Raw genomic sequence first — 24,211 nt, 5'->3', positions numbered from 1 at the left:
TGGCATAATTCCCTCAATTTCGGACATAACCATGATCGGCATTCTGATCTTCCCGGATTTCCAGTTGCTCGATGCGGCGGGCCCGATCTCGGTGTTCGAGGTCGCAGCACGCTGCGCCGGCAAGCCGCTTGCGCTGCGGGTGCTGGCGATGAATGCGGGACCGGTGCGCAGCTCCTCGGGCGTCGAGATGATGGCGCGTGATTTCAAATCGGCGAACGCCATCACGACGCTCGTCATCGCGGGCGGCGCGGGTGTGGCGGATGCCGCGCGCTGCGAGGTCACGCGTGCCTTCGTGCAGCGGCTGGCGCGGCGCGGCGTTCGGGTCGCCAGCGTCTGCTCGGGCGCCTATGTACTCGCCGAAGCGGGTCTGCTCGACGGACGCCGCGCCACCACGCATTGGGGCCGCACGCGCGATTTCGTCGCGCGCTATCCCAAGGTGAAGTTCGAGCCGGACCAGATCTTTACCCGCGACGGCAATGTGTGGACGTCGGCAGGCATCACGGCGGGCATCGACCTCGCGCTGGCGATGGTCACGGAGGACCATGGCGAGGAGATCGCGCAGGCGGCCGCGCGCCAGCTCGTGCTCTATCATCGCCGCAGCGGCGGCCAGTCGCAATTCTCATCGCTGCTGGAGTTGAAGGCGCCGAACGGCCGGTTCGGTGCGCTGTTGTCCTGGGCCCGCGAAAATCTCGACGCGCCGCTCACGGTGGAAGAGCTCGCTGATCGCGCCGGCATGAGTGCGCGGCACTTTGCCCGCGCCTTTGCCGCCGAGACCGGCACGACGCCGTCGAAAGCGATCGAGCGGCTGCGGATCGAGGTCGCGCGCGAGCGCGTGCAATCCTCGCGCGAGGCGATCGAGCTCGTTGCGGAGGCGACCGGATTTCGCGACCCCGAACGGATGCGGCGCGCCTTCATCCGCGCGTTCGGCCAGCCGCCGCAGGCGTTGCGGCGCGCGGCGCGGGCGGGGTAGGTGGTGTGCTCGTAAATGTGCCGCGCGCGTGCGTGATAGCGAGATCAGCGTTGCCACGAAAGCGGACGTCGACAATGCGCAAAGCGAATGTCCGCCTTCAGATGGGCAGGAGTACGATTTCCGAATACAGCCTGTCGAGCTCGCCGTCGGCGATCAACGGGGAACGGAAGCACGTGATCATCGGGAGCATCATGCCTCGTGGTGGGACCGGAAAGATTCGCGCCTCCGCGACGAGCGCCACCGTTCGCTGCCGGCGCAAGATCGCCAGCTTGACGCGCTCGAGATGCCGCAACAACAGAACCGGCGCACTACAATGCAGAATGTCCGAATAGGGGATTTTGAGCGGCAGAAACCGTGCCAGTCGTCCCAATCGACTTGCTGCAAGACGCTGATCGCGGCGCTTCACCACGAGATAGGCGTAATCAGGCCCGTCGACGACGATGAGCTGCAGGCAATCATACGCCGCGTGATCGTCGAAGATTTGCCTTTGGTGGCTGGTCAGTCTCTCGCGGACCACGGCCGGATCGAAGCTGATCATCGGCCGGGTCGAGCCGAACAAGGTCGCGGCCTGTAGCAATGGCGGTATGGCGATGCGCTGCGAGTCCAGCGGTTTGAAACGCTGTGCGATGAGGGCGGCCCAAGACGACGGCTGTGGAGTGAAGCACGTGTACGTGGCGTTTGCGTCATCCAGCATTGATGCGAGCAGCGCCATGCCCCAGCCGCGGTACTGCGCGCGCACAACCCAAGAGGACAGATTGCAGACGAGGACTGCCTCCTCGTTCACCTGCCGCCGGGCAGCAACTGCCCCGATGAATCCAACCAAGGCGTTGCCGTCGAAAAGCATGAAGCCGCGGGTGTGATCCGACCAGCCATGATCGAACAGACGGCGCCATCTCGTGGCATCGATGCCCGCCCCGCGAAACGATTCCTCAAGAAAGCGGCAGACCGGCTCCACGTCCTCCGGACCGAGGGCACGGACGTGCAGGCCCGACCGGCCAAGCTGCTGAGCCGTCATTGCCTCCGCGCCGGAGAGGACCGCGATCAGGCCTTCGATCGACGGCGCCCGCAGAAAGGCCGAAAGTGGCACCGGATGCCCTGCATAGCTCTCGATCTCCAGGAGCAGGCTGACTATGGCCAGCGAGTCCGCGCCGAGGTCCAGAAGATTATCGGACCAGCCGATGGGAGCCAGGTCCAGCACGCGCTGGCAGATCGCCTGCAGGTCTTTCCGCAGCTGCTCAACGTCTGGGAGCACTCCACAGACCGGGGTCGGCTCCCGAGACACACTGGCGGTCGGAGGCGCTCGCAGAACCGGATGGTTGGCAATGGCCTCAAGGCATTCGGCATTCTGCAGGGCGTCGCGATTCCGTACAGGGCGGCCGTTCACCGCATCCCGCGCTGCGATTTCGGACCGCTTGCCGTTAAAGGTGACAGGAAGCGCGTCGACCTGTGCGATACGCGCCGGCACGAAGGCCGGCGAGCCGCAGCGTGCAAGCTCGGAGCGGATGTGCTTGGCGAGAGCGCTGTCGAGCACCACGCCTTCGCGCAACACGAGCAACAAAACCATGCGTGTGCCGCCTGGCTCGTCTTCCGCTTGTTGCTCGACCGCCATCGCCTCGACGATCCCGCCGACGTCATCGAGGATGCGGTAGATCTCCGCGGTCCCTATGCGGATGCCGCGCACGTTGAGGACGCCGTCTGAACGACCATGCAAGCGCCAGCCCCCATGAGGCGTGGCCTCGATCAGATCGCCATGGGTCCAATAGCCGGGGTTCTGAGCAAAGTAGGCGGCGTGGAAGCGGGTGCCGTCGGCATCGCCGTGAAAGCCGAGGGGCCGCGAGGGGAAGGGGTTGGCGCAGACCAATTCGCCTATCTCCGCCTGCGGATCGTCAGGCGGCGGCAGCGAGCGGACATCGAGGCCGAGGCTGCGGCACTGTGCCTCGCCGCGATGGACCGGCAGATTCGGATTGCCAAGGACGAAGCAGCCGATGATGTCCGTGCCGCCTGAGATCGACTGCAGCGGCATCGACGACTTCACTTTGCTGCTGACCCAGTCGTACTGGCGGGGATAGAGGATCGAGCCGGTCGAGAGCATGGTGCGCAGGGCAGAAAGGTCGAGCACCCGCCCTGGGGAGAAACCCTTCTCCTCGCAGAAGTGCAGATAGGCGGGATTGGTGCCGAACACGGTCACACGTTCCTCGGCAACAATCCGCCAGAACGTGTCCGCCGCTGCGAGCGGCCCGTCGTAGAGGACAATCTCGACGCCGGACGCCAGCGCCGAGAGCTGCCAGTTCCACATCATCCAACCGCAGGAGGTTTGGAAGAACAGCCTGTCGCCGTGGCTGAGATCACAGTGCAACCGGTGCTCCTTCAGATGCTCCAGTAAGGTGCCCCCGGCGCCGTGCTGAATGCATTTTGGCGGGCCCGTGGTGCCCGAAGAGAACATCGTGAACAGCAGATGGTTGAACGGGTGACGAGGCCAGCCTGGCCCAATCTCGCCACCATCATCATCACCGAGCAGATCGGCAAGCCTGTGCAGAGGTGCCGTCCCCTCATCGACGTCCAGCGAGCCATCGTCCAGCGCAATGATCGCCGCGAGGCTCGGCAGGCCGGCCGCCGTTTCGAGGACGCGCTCGGCGACCGGAATTCCCGCATCCCATCGCTCCGCTCGAAGGCAGCCGAAGAGCACCACGGCCTCGAGAGGGGCGAACCGCGCCAGGATAGCGGGTACGCCCATCTCCGGCGAGCAGCTGGCAAAAGTCCCGCCAATCGCGGCGGTCGCCAGACAGGCAATGACCGCCTCGGCATTGTTGCGTGCGATTGCCACGACGTGGTCGCCGCGGCGCACACCGAGCCGCTGCAACGACTTTGCCAATCGATCAACCGCGACGCGCAACGCGCCACGCGTGAACCGGTCGCGGCTGCCGTCAGCGTGGCAGGCTGTCAGGACCGGCTGGCCGGGACTGCCGGCGAGGAGGCACTCGGCGTAGTTGAGACGAAGATCCGGGAAGAAGCGCGCGGTCTCGCAGGCATCGCCGACGCAGACGGGCTCGGCTGCACCGTCCCGCGGCACGTCGGACCACTCAAGGAAGAGACGCCAGAAGCTGTGGAAATCCTCCACCGAGAAGCGGTCCATCGCAGCGTGATCGCTCAGCCGCTGCCCCGTTCGGGCCTCACACCATTGGCCGAAAGCAGTGAGCTGAGAATGTGCGATGCCATGAGCATCGGGACGGAACACGACTTCCTCCAAACCCGCCTCTGGGCGGCACGCGACGACCAAGCCGCAGGCAACGTTGGATAGCGTTCGCATCGCTCGGGGAGAATCATCCTCCGGGGTTATGTGGCGGATTGACGCATGTTGGCGGGAGTACCCCACCTGAGCGCCAGCGAGCGTAAGCCGCCACTCCTCCAGCCCCTTTGTCGTCTCCTTGATGGCCGCTCTGGGGCACAGGGTGTGAAGTTCCGAGAGTGGAACCGCCTGTCCCGTTCCCCTCGAAAGCAGACATCCCCGATCTATGAGCACATGCCTAGGTCGGGCTATCTGCAGCTGCCCGGCCGGAGGTACCTGCGTGTGCCGTCAGCCGGCGCGCGATCGGCGTCAGCAGGTAGGGCGCAAGATGAATTGGAAACTGCGTGAGCGCGAAGTAGAGCCAGGTTGTGGCCGGCAGTGCGCCCGCGGTCGCGGCCAGCATCAGCCCGAGATTGCGCTGTGACACCATCAGGCCGATCGCGAAGGCGCGCTCATAGCCGACGCGGCGGAAGATCAGCGTCGTGACGGTGAGCAGGGTGAAATAGACCGCGAAGGCGAGCAGCGCGACACCGATCGTGAACAGGGGGGCGGCGAGGAAGTCGGTTGCGACGTCGCCCATCACCGCCGAGGCGAACACCAGCAGGATGACGATGTTGATGCCGTCGGTCGGACGCTTGTGGCGCTGGATCGTCTCAGTGCCGAACAGGCGGCGGATGACGGTCGCGGCCAGCAGCGATGCCGCGAGGATGCCGAGCAGCTTCAGGCCGAGCGTGAGCGGCGAGATGCTGAGCATGCCGCCGAGAAACAGGCTTGCGAACAACGAGGCCGTGAAAGGCACCAGCGCGGTGGCGGTCACCAGCGCGACCAGGGGAAGCGTCGCATCGAGACCCATGAGCGCTGCGAGCGCCGGGGCGGCCATCATCGGCGAGGCCATGCCCTGCAGCATCAGCGCGAGGAAGAGGCCGGGCGAGCTTCTGTCGAGCCCGCTTACATGTGCGAGCAGCCCGACGATCAGCGGCACGCCGATCGTGGTCCAGGCCGTGGCGGCCGCGACCAGGGCCGGCCGGCGCAGATGTCCGTAGAGCGCCGCCAGGTCGACCCGCATGAAGGAGATGCAGAGCAGAAGGAAGATCGCTTCGGTGACGTAGGGGCGCAGCAGCGCGCCGAGCGGCGGCACCGCAACCGCGATGAAGGCGATGGCCGCCACGGCGCGCGTGCCCTGGTCGCCGAGCCATGTCAGCCCGCGCAGGGGAATGGCGAAGATCGTTTGAAGATTGGAAGCCATGCGCAACGGCGTCGTCAGCCCAATCCCTTCAACCACACGCCGATCTCGCTGACCGCGACATTGGCCTCTCGCAACAACTTGCCCATGGTGAAGAAGCCATGGAATTGGCCGGGAAAGTGCTTGTAGGTCACGCTGACGCCGGCCTGCTTCAGGCGCGCGGCATATTCGTCGCCTTCGTCGCGCAGGGGATCGGCGCCGGCGGTCAGCACATAGGCCGGCGGCAGGCCGGCAAGGTTTTCCGCGCGCGCCGGCGAGGCGCGCCAGTCGTGGATGTCGGCGGTGCCGTTGAGGTAATGGTCGCGGAACCACCAGATCACCGAATGGGTCAGCAGCACGCTGGTCTCGGGCTCGCTGTGGGAGCCGTGCGTCATGGCGAAATCGACGGCCGGGTAGATGAGGATCTGGCCGGCGATCGCAGGGCCGTTGCCATCGCGCGCCGCGAGCGCGACGACCGCGGCGAGATTGCCGCCGGCGCTGTCGCCGCCGATCGAGAGACGGGAGGCGTCGATGCCGAGCTCGCGCGCATTCGCGGCGATCCATTTGGTCGCGGCGATCGCATCATCGGCCGCGGCGGGAAATTTGTGCTCGGGCGCGAGGCGGTAGTCGACCGAGATCACGATCAGCGCGGCTTCGACGGCAAGCTGGCGGCAGACGACGTCATGGGAGTCGAGATCGCCGATCACCCAGCCGCCGCCATGGAAGAACACCAGCGCCGGCGACAGGCCGTCGTGCCGGCGCGGGTCCTTCGGCACGTAGATGCGGGCCGGGATGGTGCCGTGCGGCGCCGGGATCGCCAGCGGAGCAACGCGGGCAAGTTCGGGCGGCTCGGGGTTGGTGGCAAAGCGCGCCTGGGCGTAATAGGCGCGCGCTTCCGCTGCGGTCAGGGTCTCGTAGGCGGGGCGGCCGGCCTCCTGGAAGGCCATGTAGACGGCGGCGGCATCGGGATCGAGCACAACGGGCATGGGGGAGCGACCTTGGGGCTTCTGTTTATCGTTGGACGGCGTGTTCGGGGGGCGGGACCCGCCTCGGCCCCCGGGGAAGGGTCGTCCGACTATCCCATTCGGCCGGCGGTCTGGCCAGCCGGGGCCGGGCAGGGCAGGAATGCCGCCCTTTCCCCGCCGTATTCGGCGTGTTAACCGGATGGCCTGCGAGCGGCGGTATCCCCTGTAGAATGTCCAGCAAGCCCGATTCGCTGTTGAAGCCGCGCGAGAAGATGGTTCGAACCCTTACCCTGACAGGTCTTGCGGCGCTTCTTGCCGCCACTGCGCTCACGGCTGCGACGCCCTCACAGGCGCAGATCGGCACGATCTTCTCCGATCCGCCGCCGCTGCGGCCGCCCGGCAGCATTCCGCGCGGACAGCCGCAGCCGCAGGTGCCCGACGACGACGAGGAGGTCCCCGAGCTGCCGCCGCAGGGCCGCGTGCTGCCATCGCGTCCGATGGCGCCGCCGCCCGGACGTCAGGGCAATGTCATGCCGGGGCCGGTCGAGACCCAGCCTTTGGCGCCGCCGCCAGGCTCCACCGTCGCTCCGCCGAACCAGCCGCCCGTGGCGGTCGCGCCGCCAGGCGCCCCCCAGCCGGGCGCGCCCGGTCAGCGCCAGCCCCAGCAGAAGGGCGGGCCGGGCGGTGCCGTGCCGCAGACGCCGGCGAGCCTGCAGCCGGGCGACGAGGTCGTGACCGAGCCGCCGGCCCAGAAGATCGTGAACAAGAAGGCGACCTTCTCCGGCCTCGACAAGATCACCGGACGCATCATCAATTTCGACGAGGATATCGGCGAGACCGTCCAGTTCGGCGCGCTGCGCGTCAAGACCGATGCCTGCTACACTAGGCCGGCGACGGAAGCCGCCAACACCGACGCCTTCGTCGAAGTCGACGAGATCACCTTGCAGGGCGAGGTGAAGCGGATTTTTTCGGGCTGGATGTACGCGGCAAGCCCCGGCCTGCACGGCGTCGAGCATCCGATCTACGACATCTGGCTGACCGACTGCAAAGAGCCGCAGCAGACCATTGCGACGGCTGCACCGGATCCCGCGACCAAGCCGGCTGCGCCGCCGCCGCCCGCGCAGAAGAAGGCCGCGCCCAAGCAGGCCGTGCAGCAGCGTCCGCCGCAGCCATTGCCGCCGATCCAGCAGCAGCAACCGGCACCGCCGCCGCCCCCGCCACCGGAGCAGCGGCCAGGCCTGTTCGGTATCCCCGGATTCGGCCGCTAAGCCGGCTATCGACTATTGCCGCGAGGCGATGATCTCGAGCGCGCGAGCGCCCGGGATCGCCTCGCCGGGCGAGAGCTTGAGGAAATCGCCGGGCTCGCCCGCCAGCGCCTTGTCGAGCAGCGCGGTGTAGCGCGCCGCGGAATCTCGACCGCACCGAAGTTCTTCAGATGCTCGGTGACATATTGCGTGTCGAGCAGCTCGAAACCGCCATGGATGAGCCGCGCGACCAGGTGCACCAGCGCGACCTTCGAGGCATCGCGCGCGGTGTGAAACATGCTCTCGCCGAAGAAGGCGCGTCCCAGGCTCACGCCGTAGAGCCCACCGACGAGGTCGTCGCCCTGCCAGGCCTCGACGCTGTGGCAATGGCCGAGCTCGAACAGGCCACTATAGAGGTCGCGGATGCGCTTGTTGATCCAGGTGTCCTCGCGCCCGGCCTGCGGCGCGGCGCAGCCGGCAATCGTGGCCTTGAACGCGGTGTTGACGGTCACGCGAAACCCATCCGAGCGCACGGTGCGCGCGAGCCGCGAGGCCACGCGGAAGCCGCCGAGCGGGATGACGCCGCGCAATTCCGGCTCGACCCAGAACAGGGTCGGATCGTCGGCGCTCTCGGCCATCGGAAAGATGCCGCAGGCATAGGCGCGCAGCAGCACGGCCGGCGTAATTTCAGACGAAGCGGAGTCGCGCGAAGTCATGGTGCAACAATAGCAGGATCGCAATGCGGTTGCGATGGGGGCGCGGGTCAGCTCGCGGCGGCGCTGTTGCTCTTGCCGGGCGCGACGGGTATGCGGGGGAACCTCAGCAAGATGCGGGTTCCGCTGTGGGCGGGATCGCGCTCGACCGAGGCGTCGAGCTTGGTGGCCATGGCCGCAACGATGCGCTGGCCCATGCCGGTGGAGCGCGGATCGGCCTTGACGTTGTCGCCGACGCCGTCATCGGCAATCGCCAGCAGCAGATTCTCGCCCTGCAGGGTCAGCTCGACATGGATCGGGCCGGCCCCGTCGGGATAGGCGTATTTCACCGCGTTCATCACCAGCTCGTTGACGATGATGCCGACGGCGACCGCGCGGTCCGGATCGATCTCGATCGGCTCGGCCTTCAGCGTCAGGCGCGACATCCGGTTACCTTCGGCCGAACGGCGCAGGTCCTCGAGCAGCGAGTCCAGGTACTGGTTCAGGACGACGCTCTTGAGGTCCTGCGAGGTGTAGAGGCGGCGGTGCACCTGCGCGACCGCGGCGACGCGGCCCATCGCGTTGGTCAGCGCGGCCTTGACCTCTTCCTGCCCGGCGGAGCTCGCCTGAAGATGCAGCAGCGAGGCGATGATCTGGAGCGAATTGCCGACGCGGTGATTGACCTCGCGCAGCAGCATCTCGCGCTCGGCGGCGAGCGCGGCATAGCGGTCGCGCGAGGCGTGGATCTCGGCTTCGGCCTCCTCGCGCGCATTCTGCAATTCGGCCTGGCGCAGCGCGCCCTCCGCCGCGACGTGAAGCAGGGGGATGAAGTCGCCCTTGACGTCCTTGACGAGGTAATCGGCCGCGCCCGCCTTCAGCGCGGTGACCGCGATGCTGGAATCCTGCGAGGCGGTGACGAACACCACGGGTGGGGCGCCCGGGATCGCCATGATCTGCTCCAGCGTCTCGAGGCCGTCGAGACCCGGCATGTACTGGTCGAGCGCAACGACGTCGATGCCGCTTTCGATGCTGTCCTGGGCGCCGGCGCGGCGGATGTGCTCGAGGCCTTCCTCGCCGCTCGCGGCATGAACGACCCTGTAGCCGCGCCGCGTCAGGCCGCGGTCGACCAGGCGCGCGAGCGCGTCGTCGTCGTCGATATACAGCAGTGTCGGCGTTCTCTGGTTCATGTGGCGGCGGGCGGGACCTGGATGACCGAGAAGAACAGCCCGAGTTGCCGGATGGCGTTGGCGAAATTCTCGTAGTTGACGGGTTTGGTGATGTAGACGTTGCAGCCGAGCTCGTAGCAGCGCTTGATCTCCTGGGAGTCGTCTGTGGTCGTGAGGACGACTACGGGCGATGCCTTGAGATGACTGTTTTCCTTGATCTGCTTCAAAATGTCGATCCCGCTCATGTCGGGCAGGTTGAGGTCGAGCAGGATCAGGAGGGCATTTCCCTTCTGGGAAAGCCCGCTGCCGTCGGCGCCGAACAGGTGTCTCATCGCGTCGGTGCCGTTGCCGAACGGGATGATCTCGTTGTTGACGCCGGAGCGACGGATGTTGCGCTCGATCAGCCGGGCGTGCCCCTCGTCGTCCTCGATCATGATGATGGTAACAGGCTGCGTCATCGATCTACGTTCCGGTTGCTGGCGTTCCAGGCGACGGGCAGCGTGATCGTGAATGTGCTGCCCGCGTTCAGTTCCGACGATACCGACATGGTGCCGCCGAGACGGCGCACAAGTGCACGCACATGTGCAAGACCTATGCCCTGTCCGGGCTTGTCCTGGGTTCCCGCGCGCCGGAACAGGTCGAAAATCCGCTGATGATCTTTTGGATCGATGCCGCGGCCGTTGTCGCTGATCTCGAAGATAGCGTAGCCGAGCTTGGTGCGCCCGCGAATTCTGATCTCTCCGGGCTCCCCGCTCTTGAGATATTTGATCGCGTTGTCGATCAGATTGGAGAATATCTGCTCCAGCGCAAGGCGGTCGCTGACGATATTCGGCAGGGGCGCGATGTGGATCTCGGCCTGCGCTTCCACCGCCTGATGCGCCAGTGTCGACACGATGGCCTCGACAAACTCGCGGATGTCGATCTTCTCCGGCTGGAATTCGCGCCGGCCCTCGCGGGTGAGGTTGAGGATCGCCGAGATCAGCCGGTCCATCTTGGCGATCGACGATTTGATGAAGCCGAGCGCCTCGGAGAAGTCCGCTGAAAGCTGCTGGTCGGGGCCTTCGAGCGCGATCTCGCCGGGGGCCAGGGGTGGCCCGTCGGCCGGGACGCGGGTAAGGCTGCCGATGCGGCGGAAAATGTCGCCGCCGAGTTCTTCGAGTTCGCTGGTGAAGCCCATGATGTTGACGAGCGGCGAGCGCAAATCGTGGCTGACGATATAGGCAAAGCGCTGGATTTCGTTGTTGGCTTCGCGCAGGTCTGCCGTACGCTCGTCGACGACGGTCTCCAGGTTGACGTTGGCATCGCGCAGGCGCATTTCGGCCTCGTCACGGGCGCGGGCCGAGCGCCGCACCAGCCAGATCGAGATCAGGGCCAGCACCACGACGAGGCCGGAGCCGATGCCGGTCATCGACGCGGCCAGCGTCTGGCTCTGGTCGGAGTTGGCGGTGCGAATCCGGAACAGTCGTTCCTCTTCGCGGGTCATCGCGTTGGCCAGGTTGCTGATCGTGGTTGTGGTGTTGCCGGCGGCGGCCTCGCGGATCAGCGCCGTGGCCTTGTCGGGTTGACCCTGCTTCACGAAATTCATCTCGCGCGAGAACTGGTCGAGCCGGGTCTCAATCGCCGCGCTCAGCTTCTCGATGCTGTCGCGTTGCGCCGGATTGTCGCCGATCTGCCGCGTGAGCTTGTCGAGCGCCGGAATGATCGCTGCAACGGCCTTCTCGTGATCCGACTGGAAATCCGGTCCCTGCGTCAGGAGAAAGCCGCGGGCGCTGCTCTCGGCGCGTCGGACTTCGAGCAGCAGGGTGTTGATCTGGTTCTCCACCTCGATGGTGTGGACGACCGATTTGCTGTCTTCCCGCGCCTTGTTGACCAGATAGACGGAGCCGGCGCTGATCACGGTCAGCACCAGAAGGCCCGCAGCGAACAGCAGGATCTGCCAAAATGCGCGCCGCCGCTGCGCCTCAGCGGTCACGACGGTCTCGCCCTGTTACGCCGGTGGAGTTCAAAACGCCCCCTTGGAACTGCCCAACCGTCCAGAACGCGATTGGGGCGAGAGGGTTCCACGGGGCGGGAAGACTATTTCGCAGCGGGTTCCGCCTTGCCGGCCAGGTACTGCTCCAGCCAGTGGATGTGGTAGTCGCCGTTGATGATGTCGTCTTCGCGCACCAGCGCGCGGAACAGCGGCAGCGTGGTCTCGATGCCTTCGACCACCATTTCGTCCAGCGCCCGGCGCAGCCGCATCAGGCATTCGGCGCGCGTCTTGCCGTGCACGATCAGCTTGCCGACGAGCGAGTCGTAATAAGGCGGGATCGTGTAGCCCTGATAGACGGCGGAATCGATCCGGACGCCGAGGCCCCCGGGCGGATGATATTGCAGGATCCGGCCGGGCGAGGGGCGGAAGGTCACCGGATTTTCGGCGTTGATGCGGCATTCGATCGCGTGGCCGATGACCTGGACTTCCTCCTGCCTCGCCGGCAGCTCGCCGCCGGCGGCGATGCGGATCTGCTCCAGCACGAGGTCGATGTCGGTGATGCTCTCGGTGACGGGATGCTCGACCTGGATGCGGGTGTTCATCTCGATGAAGTAGAACTCGCCGTCCTCGAACAGGAACTCGATGGTGCCGACGCCGAGATATTTCATCTCGCGCATCGCCTTCGCACAGGTCTCGCCGATCTTGGCGCGCGCGGCGGCGGAGAGGACGGGCGAGGGGCCTTCCTCCCAGACCTTCTGGTGGCGGCGCTGCAGCGAGCAATCGCGCTCACCGAGATGGATCGCGCCGCCGCGGCCGTCGCCGAGGATCTGGATCTCGATATGGCGCGGCTTCTGGAGATATTTTTCGAGGTAGACGGACGCATCGCCGAAGGCGGATTTGGCCTCATTGGCCGCCGTCGACAGCGCCATCAGGAGGTCGGCCTCGCTGTGCGCGACCTTCATGCCGCGGCCACCGCCGCCCGCCGCCGCCTTCACCAGCACCGGGAAGCCGATCTTCCTGGCGATCCCCAGCGCATCGTCGTCGGGACCGACCGCGCCGTCGGAGCCGGGCACCACGGGGATGCCGAGTTTCTTGGCGGTCTTCTTGGCCTCGATCTTGTCGCCCATCAGGCGGATATGCTCGGCCTTGGGGCCGATGAAATGCAGATTGTGCTCGGAGAGGATTTCCGCGAAGCGCGCGTTCTCGGACAGGAAGCCGTAGCCGGGATGCACGGCGTCCGCCCCGGTGATCTCGCAGGCCGCGAGCAGCGCGGGCACATTGAGATAGCTGTCCTTGGACGGCGGCGGTCCGATGCACACGCTCTCATCCGACAGGCGTACATGCATCGCGTCGGCGTCGGCGGTGGAGTGCACAGCGACGGTCGCGATCCCGAGCTCCTTGCAGGCCCTGAGGATGCGAAGGGCGATCTCGCCGCGATTGGCTATGAGGATCTTGTCGAACATGATGTCCTTAAGGGACTGGCGCGCGAAATGCGACGGGGGCAGCTGAGCTGCCCTGGCCGTTACTCAATGATGACGAGCGGCTCACCGAACTCGACCGGCTGGCCGTCCTCGACCAGGATCTGCGTCACCGTGCCGGCGCGCAACGAGGGGATCTGGTTCATGGTCTTCATGGCTTCGATGATCAGCAGCGTCTGACCGACCGAGACCTTGCTGCCGACCTCGATGAACGGCTTGGCGCCGGGCTCCGGCGCCCAGTAGGCGGTGCCGACCATCGGCGAGGTGACGGCGCCGGGATGCTTCGACAGGTCGGCCGCCGCGGCAACAGCGGGCGCGGCCGTGGCCACCGGCAGGCCGGCGGCAGCGGCAGCGACGGGCATCGGCATGGTCGCGGCAACGCTGATGTTGCGGGCGACGCGCAGGCGCAGGCCCGCGCGCTCGATCTCGATCTCGGTGAGGCTGGTCTCATCGAGCAGCAGGGCGAGCTCGCGGACGAGCGCGGAATCCTCGCTGGAAAACTTTGCGGCTGCTTTGTCGTCTGGCTGGCGCGCCATGTTCTTGATCCGAATGTTCTGTGTGGGGAGGGAGCGTCAGGCTTTGGGCTTGAGGCCGAGCTTGGCGGCAAGGCCCTGGATGGCGAGGCGGTAGCCCTCGATGCCGAAACCGCAGAGCGAGGCGAAGGCCGCGCGCGCGTGTAGGAGTGATGACGGAAGCTCTCGCGGGCGTGGATGTTGGTCACGTGCACTTCGACCGTCGGGATCTGCACAGCGAGCAGCGCATCGTGCAGGGCGATCGAGGTGTGCGAATAGCCGCCGGCATTGATGATGATGCCCTTCATCTTGCGCGCATGCGCTTCGTGGATGAAGTCGATCAACTCGCCCTCGCGGTTGGATTGACGGCAGTCGGCCTTGAGACCGAATGATGCCGCCGTCTCCCGGCACAGCGCCTCGACGTCGGCCAAGGTCGCGTGACCATACTTTTCGGGCTCGCGCGTCCCCAACATGTTGAGGTTCGGCCCGTTGAGAACGAGGATCGTGTCGGTTGCTGGTTCGGCCATTCCAATCCCGCAAGAGGTGTTTCGGCGTGGCGGGGTTATAGGTAACAAAGCGCCCTAGGGGAAGCCTTGAAGGACCTCCCAGAGGCCTTCAGGCACCTCATCCGGGGTGCAAAAACCTGTGCGGAAGCTACGGAAATTGCTTGTTAACCAGTCAAAAGCATGGCTGTCGGCCGAACGCAAAGGGGCGGGCATCGCTGCCCGCCCCTGAGGTTGCCGTCATCCGGCCTTAGACGTCGAGGATCGCGACGATCTCATAGGTATTCGGATCGATGATCACGATCTGCTCGCGGACCAGCACGTAGCGGTAGCTGCGCCACTCCGGATAGATCGACACGACGCGGGACGGCAGGGCATGCAGCTCGATACCCTCGCGCGGCACGCGGGTGCCGACCGCGATCGAGAAGTTCACGTTGGTCACGGGGGCCACGCGCTCCTCGCGGATCACGGACGTGATCTGGGTCCGCTGCTCGGTCGAGAGCTTGGCGGCAGCGCCGGCCTGGCCGACCGTCGTCGAGGACGAGGTCGAACTCTTGCCCTCGGCCTTCATGTCGGTCGAGGTGCCCGAGCCTGGGCGGTTCTCGGCATTGCTCTTGGTGGACGTGCCGGCCTTGTTGTCCTCAGCCTTCATGTCCTTGTGGTCCTTGGTGCCGGACTTGGTCGTATCCTGGCTCATGCTCTTGGACTTGTCCTGCTGCGACTTGTCCATCTGACCCTGCGCACGTTCGTCGGTACGCTGGCCCTTGGTCGCGCCGGCCTTGTCCTCGGCGGCGTTCTTGTGCATCGCGCCGCCCGGGCGCTCGTCCTTCATCGCGCCGGGCGCCTTGTCTTCCGCGGCCGCACCCGGCTTCGAGGCGCTGGCGCCGCCAGCCTGACCGACGGTGCCCTTTTCCTTCGTCACAGAGTCCTTGCCCATGGAGCCACGCTCGGCCGCACCGCCCGACGGCTGTGTTTGCTGCGCGGGCTGCGCGCCGGCGCCGCCGCTCTCGCGGTTCATGGTGCCCTGTGCGTTCGCCAGTCCGGTGCCGGCGACGAGTGCAAGCGCGGCAACAGAGATCATAAAGCGGTTCAACATTTAGATTCTCCTCACGTGTTTATTTGCGTCATTGCCCGCGCCAACAACGAAAGGAGATATCGGTTGTTCCGGAACATCGGCGGTTCCGCGGCATTTGTTTGTTGAACGCCGGATGAATGATTGTGCCGGATCGCGCCATTGTTTGGCGCAGCAAAAAGGCCGGCTTTTCAGCCGGCCTCGTTGCGTGCGTGAGTTGTGAAGCGCGTGATCAGCAGGTTGCCTTGCCGCAGCGGGCAACGCCGATCTTCTCCTTGAGGCCTTCGAGACCGATGGCGCCAATCACGATCTGCTTGCCGATCACGTAGCTCGGCGTGCCGTTCATGCCCATCGCCTCGGCGAGCTTAAAGTTCTCCTCGATGGTGGCGCGCACCTCGGGGCTGGCGAGATCCTTCTCGATTTTCGCGGTGTCGAGTCCGGCCTCCTTGGCCGCCTGCAGCGCGCGTGCCTTGTCGGCCGCGCCGCGGCCGCCGAGCAGCTTCTGGTGGAAGTCGAGATATTTCTTGCCGGTGGGATCCTGCATGCGCACGGCGACGGCGACCTGGGCGGCCTCGACGGAGCCCTGGCTCAGCACCGGAAACTCCTTCAGCACGACCTTCAGCTTCGGATCGCTCTTCATGAGATCGAGCATGTCGCCCATCGCGCGTTTGCAGTAGCCGCAATTGTAGTCGAAGAACTCGACGAAGGTGACGTCGCCCTCCTTGTTGCCGAGCACGACCTGGCGCGGCGAGTTGAAGATCGCGTCCGCGTTCTGCGCGATGCTGGCCTCGTGCTTCTGGGTTTCCGCCGCGGCCTGGCGCTTGCTGAGCTCGGTCATCGCCTCCTCGAGCACCTCGGGATGGGTGACGAGGTAGTTCTTGATGATCGCCTCGATGTCGGTGCGCTGGGCATCGGAGAAGCTGTCGGCCGACGCGGGCGCGGCTGCGCCGAACATGGCGAGCGCAAACAGCGCGGGAGCAAGCAGACGCAGCGAAGGCATAGGCAAATCCTCTTATCCAAAGCAGGTTTCGGAAAACGTCCCGGCGGGCTCAAGGCTCGGTGTCGTGACGTCGTGGTGTCTGGCGTCGTTCTGGCTAGTTGCGCGGCGGCTTGGCTGCCACGATGTCGTCGGCCTTGACCCATCCGGGCGTGCCGACGGCGAAACGGGTTTTCGCGCGCGTGGCGAGCTCGCGGGCGGTCTTGTTGTCGCCGCGCAAGTAGGCGGCCTGCGCCGACGCGAGATCCGCCTCGGCATAATCTCCCTTCCGGCCATAGGCCATCGCGAGCTGGGTATAGCCGAGCGGCGCCTCGGGCTCCCGCGCCACCGCGGCGCGGAGAATCCGAACGGCATCGTCGGTGTAGGCCTTATTATCGGTTCCAACCAGAGCCTGCCCAAGTAACATCTCGATGAGGGGCGAGTTGCTCGATAGCGCGACGGCCTTGCGCAGGGCAGGGATCGCCTCGGCCGGCTTGCCGCTCTCGAGCAGGGCCTGGCCGCGCACCTCGTAGAAGTACGGGTTGTTCGGCTGGACCTGGATCAGTGCGTCGATCTGGGCGAGCGCGCTGCGCAGATCGCCGTGCAGATAGGTGCTGATGGCGCGGGCATAGCGTGCCGGCAAGCTGTCGTTGGTCTGGGGATAGCGACGGTACACCGTCTCCGGCCGCTCCATGAAGGCGGAGATCTTGGCGCGCACCATATCGTGGCGGAGCTGGAGTGCGGGATCGTCCTTCTTGTCCCAATAGGGGCTGGAGCTGGCGAACTCCTGGAGCGAGGCGACGCGTTCGGCGGGCATCGGGTGCGACTGGAGATAGGGATCGGCGCCGCGCGCTGCGAACAGGCTCTCGCTGGTGAAGCGCTTGAACGTCTCGTACATGCCCTTCGGCGACTGCTGGGTCGCGGTCAGGAATTTCACGCCGGCGCGGTCGGCGTTCTCCTCCTGCTGGCGCTGATAGGACAACAGCGTGCGGCGGATCATCTCCTGCGGTCCGGCGATCGCGGCCGCGCCGGCATTGGCGAGGCCGTTGTTGCCGGCGTTGCCGCCGCGGGCGCTGCCTGCGGCGATCGCGCCGGCGCCGAGCAGCATCGCGATGATCATCTGGGTCTGCGCGCTGGCGAGCTGCTCACGCAGCTTGGACAGATGGCCGCCGGCCAGATGCCCGGTCTCGTGCGCGAGCACGCCGATGATCTGGTTCGGCGTTTCCGATTGGAGGATCGCGCCGTAATTGACGAAGATGCGGCGGCCGTCCGCGACGAACGCGTTGAACGAGCCGTCGTTGATGATCACCATCTGGATGTTCTGCTTCTCCAGACCGGCGGCGCGCAGGATCGGGCGGGTATATTCGCGCAGCAACTGCTCGGTCTCGGTGTCGCGCAGGACCGGCGGGCCCTTCTGCTGTGCCTGCGCCGCCGGGAGCGGCAGCAAAGCGATCGCCGCGGCGGTGACGACGGCGGTGAGGGCGGAGGCCTTTTTGCGCAATGCGATCTGGAGCAACATCAAGCGGTCTTGGTCAAGCGGTCTTGGCAAGAGATCTTGGCAAGCAGTTTCGTGATTGGTCTTGGCGATTGGCGGCGGACCGGATACGCGATATGGCCTATGAGCCTTACCCCTTATGAGCCGTACAATGCGGCCAGTCTGGGGCGCAAGCGCCCCGTTTCCCGGACCGGACGGGCCGGTCCGCCAGCGAAATAGCAGAAATCGATGCACGATGCGACATTGAGGAACCGGTTGGGGCAGTGGCTCGAGCCCTCCCGCCGTAGCGATGTTCCCCCGTTCATGGTCATGGACGTGATGGCCGCGGCGGCCCGAATCGAGGCCGCCGGGGGCCATGTCATCCATATGGAGGTCGGCCAGCCCGCGGCCGGCGCGCCGAAGACCGCGATTGCGGCCGCTCACGCGGCGCTCGAGGCGGGACGGATCGATTATACCTCCGCGCTCGGCATCCCCAGCCTGCGCGAGCGCATCGCGCGGCACTATCGCGATGCCCATGGCTGTGACGTCAGCGCCGAGCGGATCGTGGTGACGACGGGCTCCTCGGGCGGCTTCATCCTCGCCTTCCTGTCGATGTTCGAGCCTGGCGACCGCGTCGCCGTGACGGTGCCGGGCTATCCGCCGTACCGCCACATCCTCACCGCGCTCGGCTGCGAGCCGGTGCTGATCGAGACCACGAACGAGACGCGTCACGCGCTCACCGGCGAGGCGCTGCTTGCCGCCCATCGCAAGGCGCCGCTGAAGGGTGTGCTGGTCGGCAGCCCCGCCAATCCGACGGGAACGATGATGTCCCGCGAGGCGCTGTCCGGCCTGATCGCGGCGGCCGAAGACGCCAAGATCCGCTTCATCTCGGACGAGATCTATCACGGGCTCGACTATGCGTTTCCGGCGGTGACGGCGGCGGCGCTGTCGGACCACGCACTCGTGATCAACTCGTTCTCGAAGTATTTTTGCATGACGGGCTGGCGCGTCGGCTGGATGGTCGTGCCGGAGATCCTGGTGCGGCCGATCGAGCGGCTGCAGCAGAACCTGTCGATCTCGGTGCCGTCGCTGTCGCAGATCGCGGCCGAGGCCGCCTTCGACGGCGCGGCCGAAATGGAGGAGATCAAGCACGGCTATCAGGAAAACCGGCGCATCCTGATCGAGGGATTGCCCAAGGCCGGCCTCACCAGGTTCCTGCCGGCCGACGGCGCCTTCTATCTCTATGCCGATGTCTCGGACTTCACCTCCGACAGTTTCGAGTTCGCCAAGCAGATGCTGGAACAGGCCCATGTCGCGGCAACGCCGGGCCTCGATTTCGATCCCATCCATGGCCGCTCGTTCATCCGGTTCTCTTATGCGCGTTCGGCGGCGGAGATGCGGGAGGCCGTTGACCGGATCGCTCACTGGCTTAAATAGCCGGAAGTTTTCGTCCCACCTCCGGAGTTCATCTTGTCTGACCGATCTGTCCCGTCCGCTGCTGCACCGCATTCTTCTCTCGCCGCATTGATGTGGCCGACCCGGCCTGGTGAAACCGTGGGGGCACTGCGCGCCTTCGTGCTGGTCGCGCTCGGCACGGCGCTGCTGGCGCTGTCGGCCAAGGTGAACCTGCCGCTGCCTTACGTCCCCATGACGTTGCAGACGCTGGTGGTGCTGATGATCGGCGCGGCCTATGGCTGGCGCCTTGGCAGCGCAACCATGATCGCCTACCTCGCCGAGGGCGCGCTCGGCCTGCCGGTATTCGCAGGTCCCGTGGGTGGAATTGCGCCGCTGGTCGGCCCGACCGCTGGCTATCTGTTCGGCTTCATCGCTGCGGCCTTCGTGACCGGCTGGCTCGCCGAGCGCGGCTGGGATCGCAGCGTGGTGTTGCTGTTTGCCGCGATGGCCGTCGGCCATATCGTCATTCTGGCCGCCGGGTTCGGCTGGCTGGCCTTTGGCCTCGGTCTTGGCGCGTCCAAGGCCTGGCAGGTCGGCCTGGCGCCGTTCATCGCGGCCTCGCTGGTCAAGAACGCGCTGGGCGCGACGCTGATGCCGGCGGCTCGCCGGATCGTCGATCGCCGCGGGTAAAGCGCGCAAGAACGAGCAGTTCCAATTGACAGGGCCGGCCAAGTTGATCTTGGCTGGCCCGGCGTTTCGAGGGGGAGTGAAACAATGACAACGACAACGATGGCGGGGACGCCGGTCGCGCCGGCTGCTGCCAAGCCGTGGTACAAGGTTCTTTACGTCCAAGTGCTGATCGCCATCGTGCTCGGCGCCATCGTCGGCTGGCTCTGGCCGACGGTTGCCACCAACGACTGGATCAAGGCGCTCGGCGACGGCTTCATCAAGCTGATCAAGATGGTGATCGCCCCGATCATCTTCTGCACCGTTGTCTCGGGCATCGCCCACATCCAGGACGCCAAGAAGGTCGGACGCATCGGCGTCAAGGCGCTGGTCTATTTCGAGGTCGTCTCGACCTTCGCCCTGGTGATCGGACTCATCATCGGCAACCTGGTGAGGCCGGGCGCGGGCTTCGGCAACGCGGCGGCAAACGAGGCGGCCGTTGCGACCTACGCCAAGCAGGCCGCCGGACAGAAGTCCGTCGACTTCGTGCTGCACATCATTCCGGACACCGTGGTCGGCGCCTTCGCCCAAGGCGAGATCCTCCAGGTGCTGCTGTTCTCGGTGCTGTTCGGCTTCGCGATCATGAGCCTCGGTGAGCGCGGCCACACGATCCGCTCGTTCATCGACGATGCCGCGCACGCGGTGTTCGGCGTCATCTCCATCGTGATGCGCGCGGCGCCGATCGGTGCGTTCGGCGCGATGGCCTACACCATCGGCAAGTTCGGCACCGGTGCGATCCTCAATTTGATCGGGCTGATCGCGACCTTCTACGTCACGGCCGCGCTGTTCGTGTTCGTCGTGCTCGGCATCATCGCGCGCCTGGCCGGCTTCTCGATCTTCAAGTTCCTGGCCTACATCAAGGACGAGCTCCTGATCGTGCTCGGCACCTCGTCGTCGGAAAGCGCGCTGCCATCCTTGATGGAGAAGCTGGAACGGCTCGGCTGCTCCAAGTCGGTGGTCGGCCTCGTGGTGCCCACGGGCTACTCGTTCAATCTGGACGGTACCAACATCTACATGACGCTGGCGACGCTGTTCATCGCGCAGGCACTCGGTTTCGATCTCTCCTTCGGTCAGCAGCTCACGATCCTGGTCGTGGCGATGCTGACGTCGAAGGGCGCCTCCGGCATCACCGGTGCCGGCTTCATCACGCTGGCCGCGACGCTTGCCGTGGTCGATCCGCGCCTCGTGCCGGGCATGGCGATCGTGCTCGGCATCGACAAGTTCATGAGCGAATGCCGCGCGCTGACCAATCTCTGCGGCAACGGCGTGGCCTGCGTGATCGTCGCCTGGTGGGAGGGTGAGCTCGACCGCGACAAGCTCAACGCGGGGCTGAGCCGGCAGATCGATCCGACCGACATGGAAACGGCGATCACGACGGACTGATCTGCAGGCTGCCGACGGCGGCGCTGAGCGCCGTCAGGCCTGGAAATAATAGGGCTGGTCGAGATCCTCGATCAGCCCTTTTTCTTGCGGCGCCCAGCCGAGCAGGGCGCGCGTCTTCGCGCTCGAGGCCGGAACGTCGATGGCGGCAAATCGCGCGAACCAGCCGAAATGCTGCTCGGCTTCATCAGTGGATTTCGAGACCACGGGCACGCCGAGCCGTTTGCCGATCACCTCTGCGATCACCTTGAACGGCACGCCTTCCTCGGCGATCGCGTGATAGCGGCGAGCGGATGCAGCGTGCTCCAGCGCGAGCCGATAGACGCGTGCGGCGTCGACGCGATGGGCGGCTGGCCAACGGTTCATGCCGTCGCCGATATAGGCTGCGGCTCCTTTCTCGCGAGCAATCGCGATCAGGCGCGGCACAAAACCGTGATCACCCTCGCCATGGGTCGTGGGCGGCAACCGCACGATGCCGGCGCGGACGCCGCGTTCCCTGAGATCCTCGGCGGTCGCTTCCGAGACGCGCGGAAAGTGGCGGGCCGCCGCATCGTCCTCGGTCGCGAGCCGCCCCGGCGCAAGCAATGCCACGCCTGACGTGACGATGAGTGGACGCTCGGAGCCCTTCAGCTCCTCGCCGAGTGCGAGGATGGCGCGGCGGTCGAGCTCGCAATTGTCGGCGAATTTCGAGGAGTCGTGATTGAAGGCGAGGTGGAGCACGCCATCGGAGGCGGCCGCACCGCCGCGCAGGGAGGTGTGGTCCTCCAGCGAGCCGCGATGGACCTCGGCTCCCAACGCGGTGACGGCGGCCGCTCCTTCATCCGTTCGGGCAAGACCGGTGACGCTGTGGCCGGCGGCGATCAGGTCCCGAACGACGGCGGAGCCGACGAAGCCGGTGGCGCCAGTGACGAATACACGCATGAGCAGTCTCCAGGGATCGGAAGAGGGTTGGTGGTGAGGACCATCTGCGCTAGAGTTATCCGGGTAAAGTAGTGACCTTATCGGGGTATAATAGCTAACAGGATGAGCGAAACCGCTTCGGCCGAAAACCTGCTCGGGGCCTATCTGAAGGATCGCCGCACCCGCCTGGATGCGGCCGCGTTCGGCCTCAGTGGCAGCCGCAGGCGTACGCCCGGGCTGCGGCGCGAGGAGGTGGCGCAGCGCGCCAATATCAGTCCGACCTGGTACACCTGGCTTGAGCAGGGCCGCGGCGGGGCCCCATCGGCCGACGTGCTCGACCGCATCTCCCGCGCCCTGATGCTGACCGATGTCGAGCGCGAGCATCTGTTCCTGATCGGCCTCGGCCGCCCGCCCGAGGTGCGCTACCAGGCGAGCGAAGGCGTCTCACCGCGGCTGCAGCGCGTGCTGGATGCACTCGCATTCAGCCCGGCGCTGGTGCGGACCGCGACCTGGGATGTCGTCGCCTGGAATCGCGCCGCGTCCGCCGTGCTGACGGACTATGGCGCGATCCCGCCGGGACAGCGCAATATCCTGCGCTTCATCTTCTGCGATCCGCGCGTGCGTGCCGCGCAGTACGATTGGGACAGTGTGGCCCGCTTCGTGGTGGCGGCGTTTCGGGCGGACGCCGCCCGCGCGGGCGCGGTCTCGCATGTCGCCGATTTCGTCGACGAGCTCTGCCGCACCAGTCCCGAGTTCGCGGCGCTCTGGCGCGACAACGACGTGCGCCATCATGGCGATGGCACCAAGCGGCTGCGGCATCCCGTTCACGGCACCATGTCGTTCGAATATTCGAGCTTCAATGTCGAGGGCCGCTCCGATCTCAGCATGATCGTCTACAATCCGGCGACGCCGGAGGATGCCGACCGCATCAGGACGCTGCTGGCCGAGCGCGCCGACTGATGGAATTGCCGCCTCGCGCGTTGCATCTGGCCGCTGCCGCGCATCTCAGCCGCGCTCGCCCTGCGCGCCGCAACGCCGGCAGCTAGAACCGCTCCGGCCGGTACGGCGTCGGATCGATTGCCGGCGTCTCGCCGCTCATCATCTCGGCGAGCAGGCGCCCGGTCGCAGGGCCAAGCGTAAAGCCCTGGTGGCCGTGGCCGAAATTCATCCAGAGGCCGGGGTGAAGCGGGGCGGGGCCGAGCACCGGCAGCATGTCGGGCGTGCAGGGGCGGGTGCCGAACCACGGATCGGGCTCGACGCGTTTGCCGAGGTCGATCAGCTCCCGCGCAGAGGCTTCGGCGCTGGCGAGCTGCACCGGCGTTGCAAGCGCGTCGGGGCTCGTGAGCTCCGCGCCCGTGGTGATGCGGATGCCCTTGGCCATCGGCCCCATGGCGTAGCCACCGGCCTTGTCGATCAGCGGCAGGTCGAGCGAAGCGCCGCCGCTGTAGTGCATGTGGTAGCCGCGCTTGCGCACGAGCGGAATGCGATAGCCGAATTTGTGCAACAGATCGGGCGACCACGGCCCGAGTGTCACGACGGCCGTCGCGGCATCGATGCGTCCCAGGTCGGTATTGACCGACCAGCCCGCCGCAGTCTGCTGCAGCGACTGCGCATCGCCGAGCACGATCCTGCCGCCGAGACGCTCGAACAGCTCGGCATAGGCTGTCACCAGCGCGCCGGGATCGGACACGGTCCAGGTGTCGAGCCAATGGATCGCGCCCGGAAGATCGTCGCGCAGGACCGGCTCGGCCTTGGCGAGCTCGCTGCCCGAGAGCACACGAAAGTTCACGCCGAACTCGTGCTGGTCTTCTTCGGCGGCCTTGATCGAGAGATCCAATGCAGCGGCGTCGCGATACAGCGCCCGGTAGCCGGCGCGGCGAATGAGATTGTCGGCGTGGGCCTCGCGAATGAGAATGTCGTGCTCTGCCGTCGCATAGGCGATCAGCCTGGCCCAGGCGTCGATCGCCTCACGATGCCGCTTCGGCGCCGAATGCCACCAGTAGCGGAGCAGGGGCTCGATATGGAGATGCAGCGACGACAGGCTGTAGCGCACGTCGTTGGTGCGGCCGGTCGCGATCTTCAGGAGCGAGGCGAGGTCGCGCGGCATCGGATAGGGGCGGACAGCTTCCGCCTGGATCATCCCGGCATTGCCGTAGCTGGTCTCGCGGCCCGGCTCCCTGCGGTCGACGAGCGTGACGGTCCAGCCGCGCTGCCGCAGGTGCAGCGCCGCGCTCACGCCGATCATGCCGCCGCCGAGAACGATCGCGCTTTGCATGGG

Annotated in this window: 19 protein-coding genes and 2 pseudogenes; 6 read left to right on the top strand and 15 right to left on the bottom strand. The window is 66.2% G+C overall.

Annotated features, from left to right (window positions below; genetic code table 11):
- Window positions 1-31: 31 nt before the first annotated feature.
- The gene (locus EI171_RS26360) at window positions 32-970 is read left to right on the top strand and encodes a GlxA family transcriptional regulator (protein ID WP_011087054.1); all 939 of its coding nucleotides are present in this window, start codon (window positions 32-34) and stop codon (window positions 968-970) included.
- 97 nt (window positions 971-1,067) lie between these two features.
- Here the strand turns inward: EI171_RS26360 and EI171_RS26355 are convergent, their stop codons facing one another.
- The 3 genes from EI171_RS26355 to EI171_RS26345 all read right to left on the bottom strand — a co-directional run bounded on the left by EI171_RS26355 (window position 1,068) and on the right by EI171_RS26345 (window position 6,464).
- Complete coding sequence (locus EI171_RS26355; RefSeq protein ID WP_161535077.1) at window positions 1,068-4,205, bottom strand: acetoacetate--CoA ligase; 3,138 nt, start codon at window positions 4,203-4,205, stop codon at window positions 1,068-1,070.
- A gap of 289 nt (window positions 4,206-4,494) precedes the next feature.
- On the bottom strand, window positions 4,495-5,502 hold the full coding sequence (locus tag EI171_RS26350) for a Na+-dependent transporter (RefSeq protein ID WP_161535076.1): 1,008 nt from the start codon (window positions 5,500-5,502) through the stop codon (window positions 4,495-4,497).
- Between the two features lie 14 nt (window positions 5,503-5,516).
- Window positions 5,517-6,464 carry an alpha/beta hydrolase gene (locus EI171_RS26345; RefSeq protein WP_161535075.1) on the bottom strand — a complete coding sequence of 316 codons (948 nt, stop codon included), beginning with the start codon at window positions 6,462-6,464 and terminating at the stop codon, window positions 5,517-5,519.
- 209 nt (window positions 6,465-6,673) lie between these two features.
- Here EI171_RS26345 and EI171_RS26340 point away from each other — a divergent pair, with 209 nt between their 5' ends.
- On the top strand, window positions 6,674-7,711 hold the full coding sequence (locus EI171_RS26340; protein ID WP_161535074.1) for a DUF2155 domain-containing protein: 1,038 nt from the start codon (window positions 6,674-6,676) through the stop codon (window positions 7,709-7,711).
- A 12-nt stretch (window positions 7,712-7,723) separates the two neighbouring features.
- Here EI171_RS26340 and aat read toward each other — a convergent pair.
- The 10 genes and pseudogenes from aat to EI171_RS26290 all read right to left on the bottom strand — a co-directional run bounded on the left by aat (window position 7,724) and on the right by EI171_RS26290 (window position 17,577).
- Window positions 7,724-8,403: pseudogene (gene aat / locus EI171_RS26335) on the bottom strand (leucyl/phenylalanyl-tRNA--protein transferase).
- Window positions 8,404-8,450: 47 nt separating this feature from the next.
- On the bottom strand, window positions 8,451-9,566 hold the full coding sequence (locus EI171_RS26330) for a sensor histidine kinase (RefSeq protein ID WP_110116079.1): 1,116 nt from the start codon (window positions 9,564-9,566) through the stop codon (window positions 8,451-8,453).
- A complete protein-coding gene (locus EI171_RS26325; protein ID WP_011087061.1) occupies window positions 9,563-10,003 on the bottom strand; it encodes a response regulator in 441 nt (146 codons plus the stop codon). The genes EI171_RS26330 and EI171_RS26325 overlap by 4 nt, the downstream gene beginning before the upstream one ends.
- Window positions 10,000-11,517: a CHASE3 domain-containing protein gene (locus EI171_RS26320; protein ID WP_028171227.1), complete on the bottom strand. Its 1,518-nt coding sequence runs from the start codon at window positions 11,515-11,517 to the stop codon at window positions 10,000-10,002. Before EI171_RS26320 ends, EI171_RS26325 begins: the two co-directional genes overlap by 4 nt.
- Before the next feature lie 104 nt (window positions 11,518-11,621).
- On the bottom strand, window positions 11,622-12,980 hold the full coding sequence (accC, locus tag EI171_RS26315; protein WP_011087063.1) for an acetyl-CoA carboxylase biotin carboxylase subunit: 1,359 nt from the start codon (window positions 12,978-12,980) through the stop codon (window positions 11,622-11,624).
- Window positions 12,981-13,039: 59 nt separating this feature from the next.
- On the bottom strand, window positions 13,040-13,531 hold the full coding sequence (gene accB / locus EI171_RS26310) for an acetyl-CoA carboxylase biotin carboxyl carrier protein (protein ID WP_028171229.1): 492 nt from the start codon (window positions 13,529-13,531) through the stop codon (window positions 13,040-13,042).
- Window positions 13,532-13,567: 36 nt separating this feature from the next.
- Window positions 13,568-14,034 (bottom strand): annotated as a pseudogene (gene aroQ, locus EI171_RS26305) (type II 3-dehydroquinate dehydratase).
- 226 nt (window positions 14,035-14,260) lie between these two features.
- Window positions 14,261-15,106, bottom strand: a complete 846-nt coding sequence (locus EI171_RS26300) for a DUF1236 domain-containing protein (RefSeq protein ID WP_060911829.1) — start codon at window positions 15,104-15,106, stop codon at window positions 14,261-14,263.
- Window positions 15,107-15,314: 208 nt separating this feature from the next.
- Window positions 15,315-16,082 (bottom strand): DsbA family protein, encoded by a 768-nt coding sequence (locus tag EI171_RS26295; protein WP_011087067.1) that lies wholly within the window; start codon window positions 16,080-16,082, stop codon window positions 15,315-15,317.
- 94 nt (window positions 16,083-16,176) lie between these two features.
- On the bottom strand, window positions 16,177-17,577 hold the full coding sequence (locus tag EI171_RS26290; RefSeq protein WP_011087068.1) for a M48 family metalloprotease: 1,401 nt from the start codon (window positions 17,575-17,577) through the stop codon (window positions 16,177-16,179).
- A 204-nt stretch (window positions 17,578-17,781) separates the two neighbouring features.
- On the opposite strand from EI171_RS26290, the gene EI171_RS26285 reads away from it, so the two are divergent.
- The 3 genes from EI171_RS26285 (at window position 17,782) to EI171_RS26275 (ending at window position 21,036) form a co-directional block, all read left to right on the top strand.
- Entirely contained in the window at window positions 17,782-18,969 is a 1,188-nt protein-coding gene (locus EI171_RS26285) for a pyridoxal phosphate-dependent aminotransferase (protein ID WP_028171231.1), read from the top strand.
- A gap of 90 nt (window positions 18,970-19,059) precedes the next feature.
- Complete coding sequence (locus EI171_RS26280) at window positions 19,060-19,617, top strand: biotin transporter BioY (RefSeq protein ID WP_011087070.1); 558 nt, start codon at window positions 19,060-19,062, stop codon at window positions 19,615-19,617.
- A gap of 84 nt (window positions 19,618-19,701) precedes the next feature.
- A complete protein-coding gene (locus EI171_RS26275; protein WP_011087071.1) occupies window positions 19,702-21,036 on the top strand; it encodes a dicarboxylate/amino acid:cation symporter in 1,335 nt (444 codons plus the stop codon).
- Between the two features lie 33 nt (window positions 21,037-21,069).
- Here the strand turns inward: EI171_RS26275 and EI171_RS26270 are convergent, their stop codons facing one another.
- On the bottom strand, window positions 21,070-21,954 hold the full coding sequence (locus tag EI171_RS26270) for an SDR family oxidoreductase (protein ID WP_161535073.1): 885 nt from the start codon (window positions 21,952-21,954) through the stop codon (window positions 21,070-21,072).
- 102 nt (window positions 21,955-22,056) lie between these two features.
- On the opposite strand from EI171_RS26270, the gene EI171_RS26265 reads away from it, so the two are divergent.
- Window positions 22,057-22,893: a helix-turn-helix transcriptional regulator gene (locus tag EI171_RS26265; RefSeq protein ID WP_161535072.1), complete on the top strand. Its 837-nt coding sequence runs from the start codon at window positions 22,057-22,059 to the stop codon at window positions 22,891-22,893.
- An 82-nt stretch (window positions 22,894-22,975) separates the two neighbouring features.
- Here the strand turns inward: EI171_RS26265 and EI171_RS26260 are convergent, their stop codons facing one another.
- On the bottom strand, window positions 22,976-24,208 hold the full coding sequence (locus tag EI171_RS26260) for an FAD-binding oxidoreductase (protein WP_161535071.1): 1,233 nt from the start codon (window positions 24,206-24,208) through the stop codon (window positions 22,976-22,978).
- Between the last annotated feature and the right edge of the window lie 3 nt (window positions 24,209-24,211).

This window comes from Bradyrhizobium sp. LCT2 (assembly GCF_009931255.1).
In the GTDB taxonomy this organism is placed as follows: Bacteria; Pseudomonadota; Alphaproteobacteria; order Rhizobiales; family Xanthobacteraceae; genus Bradyrhizobium; species Bradyrhizobium diazoefficiens.
Note: the sequence above shows the minus strand (reverse complement) of the source record. Positions and strands in the feature narration are given on the sequence as shown.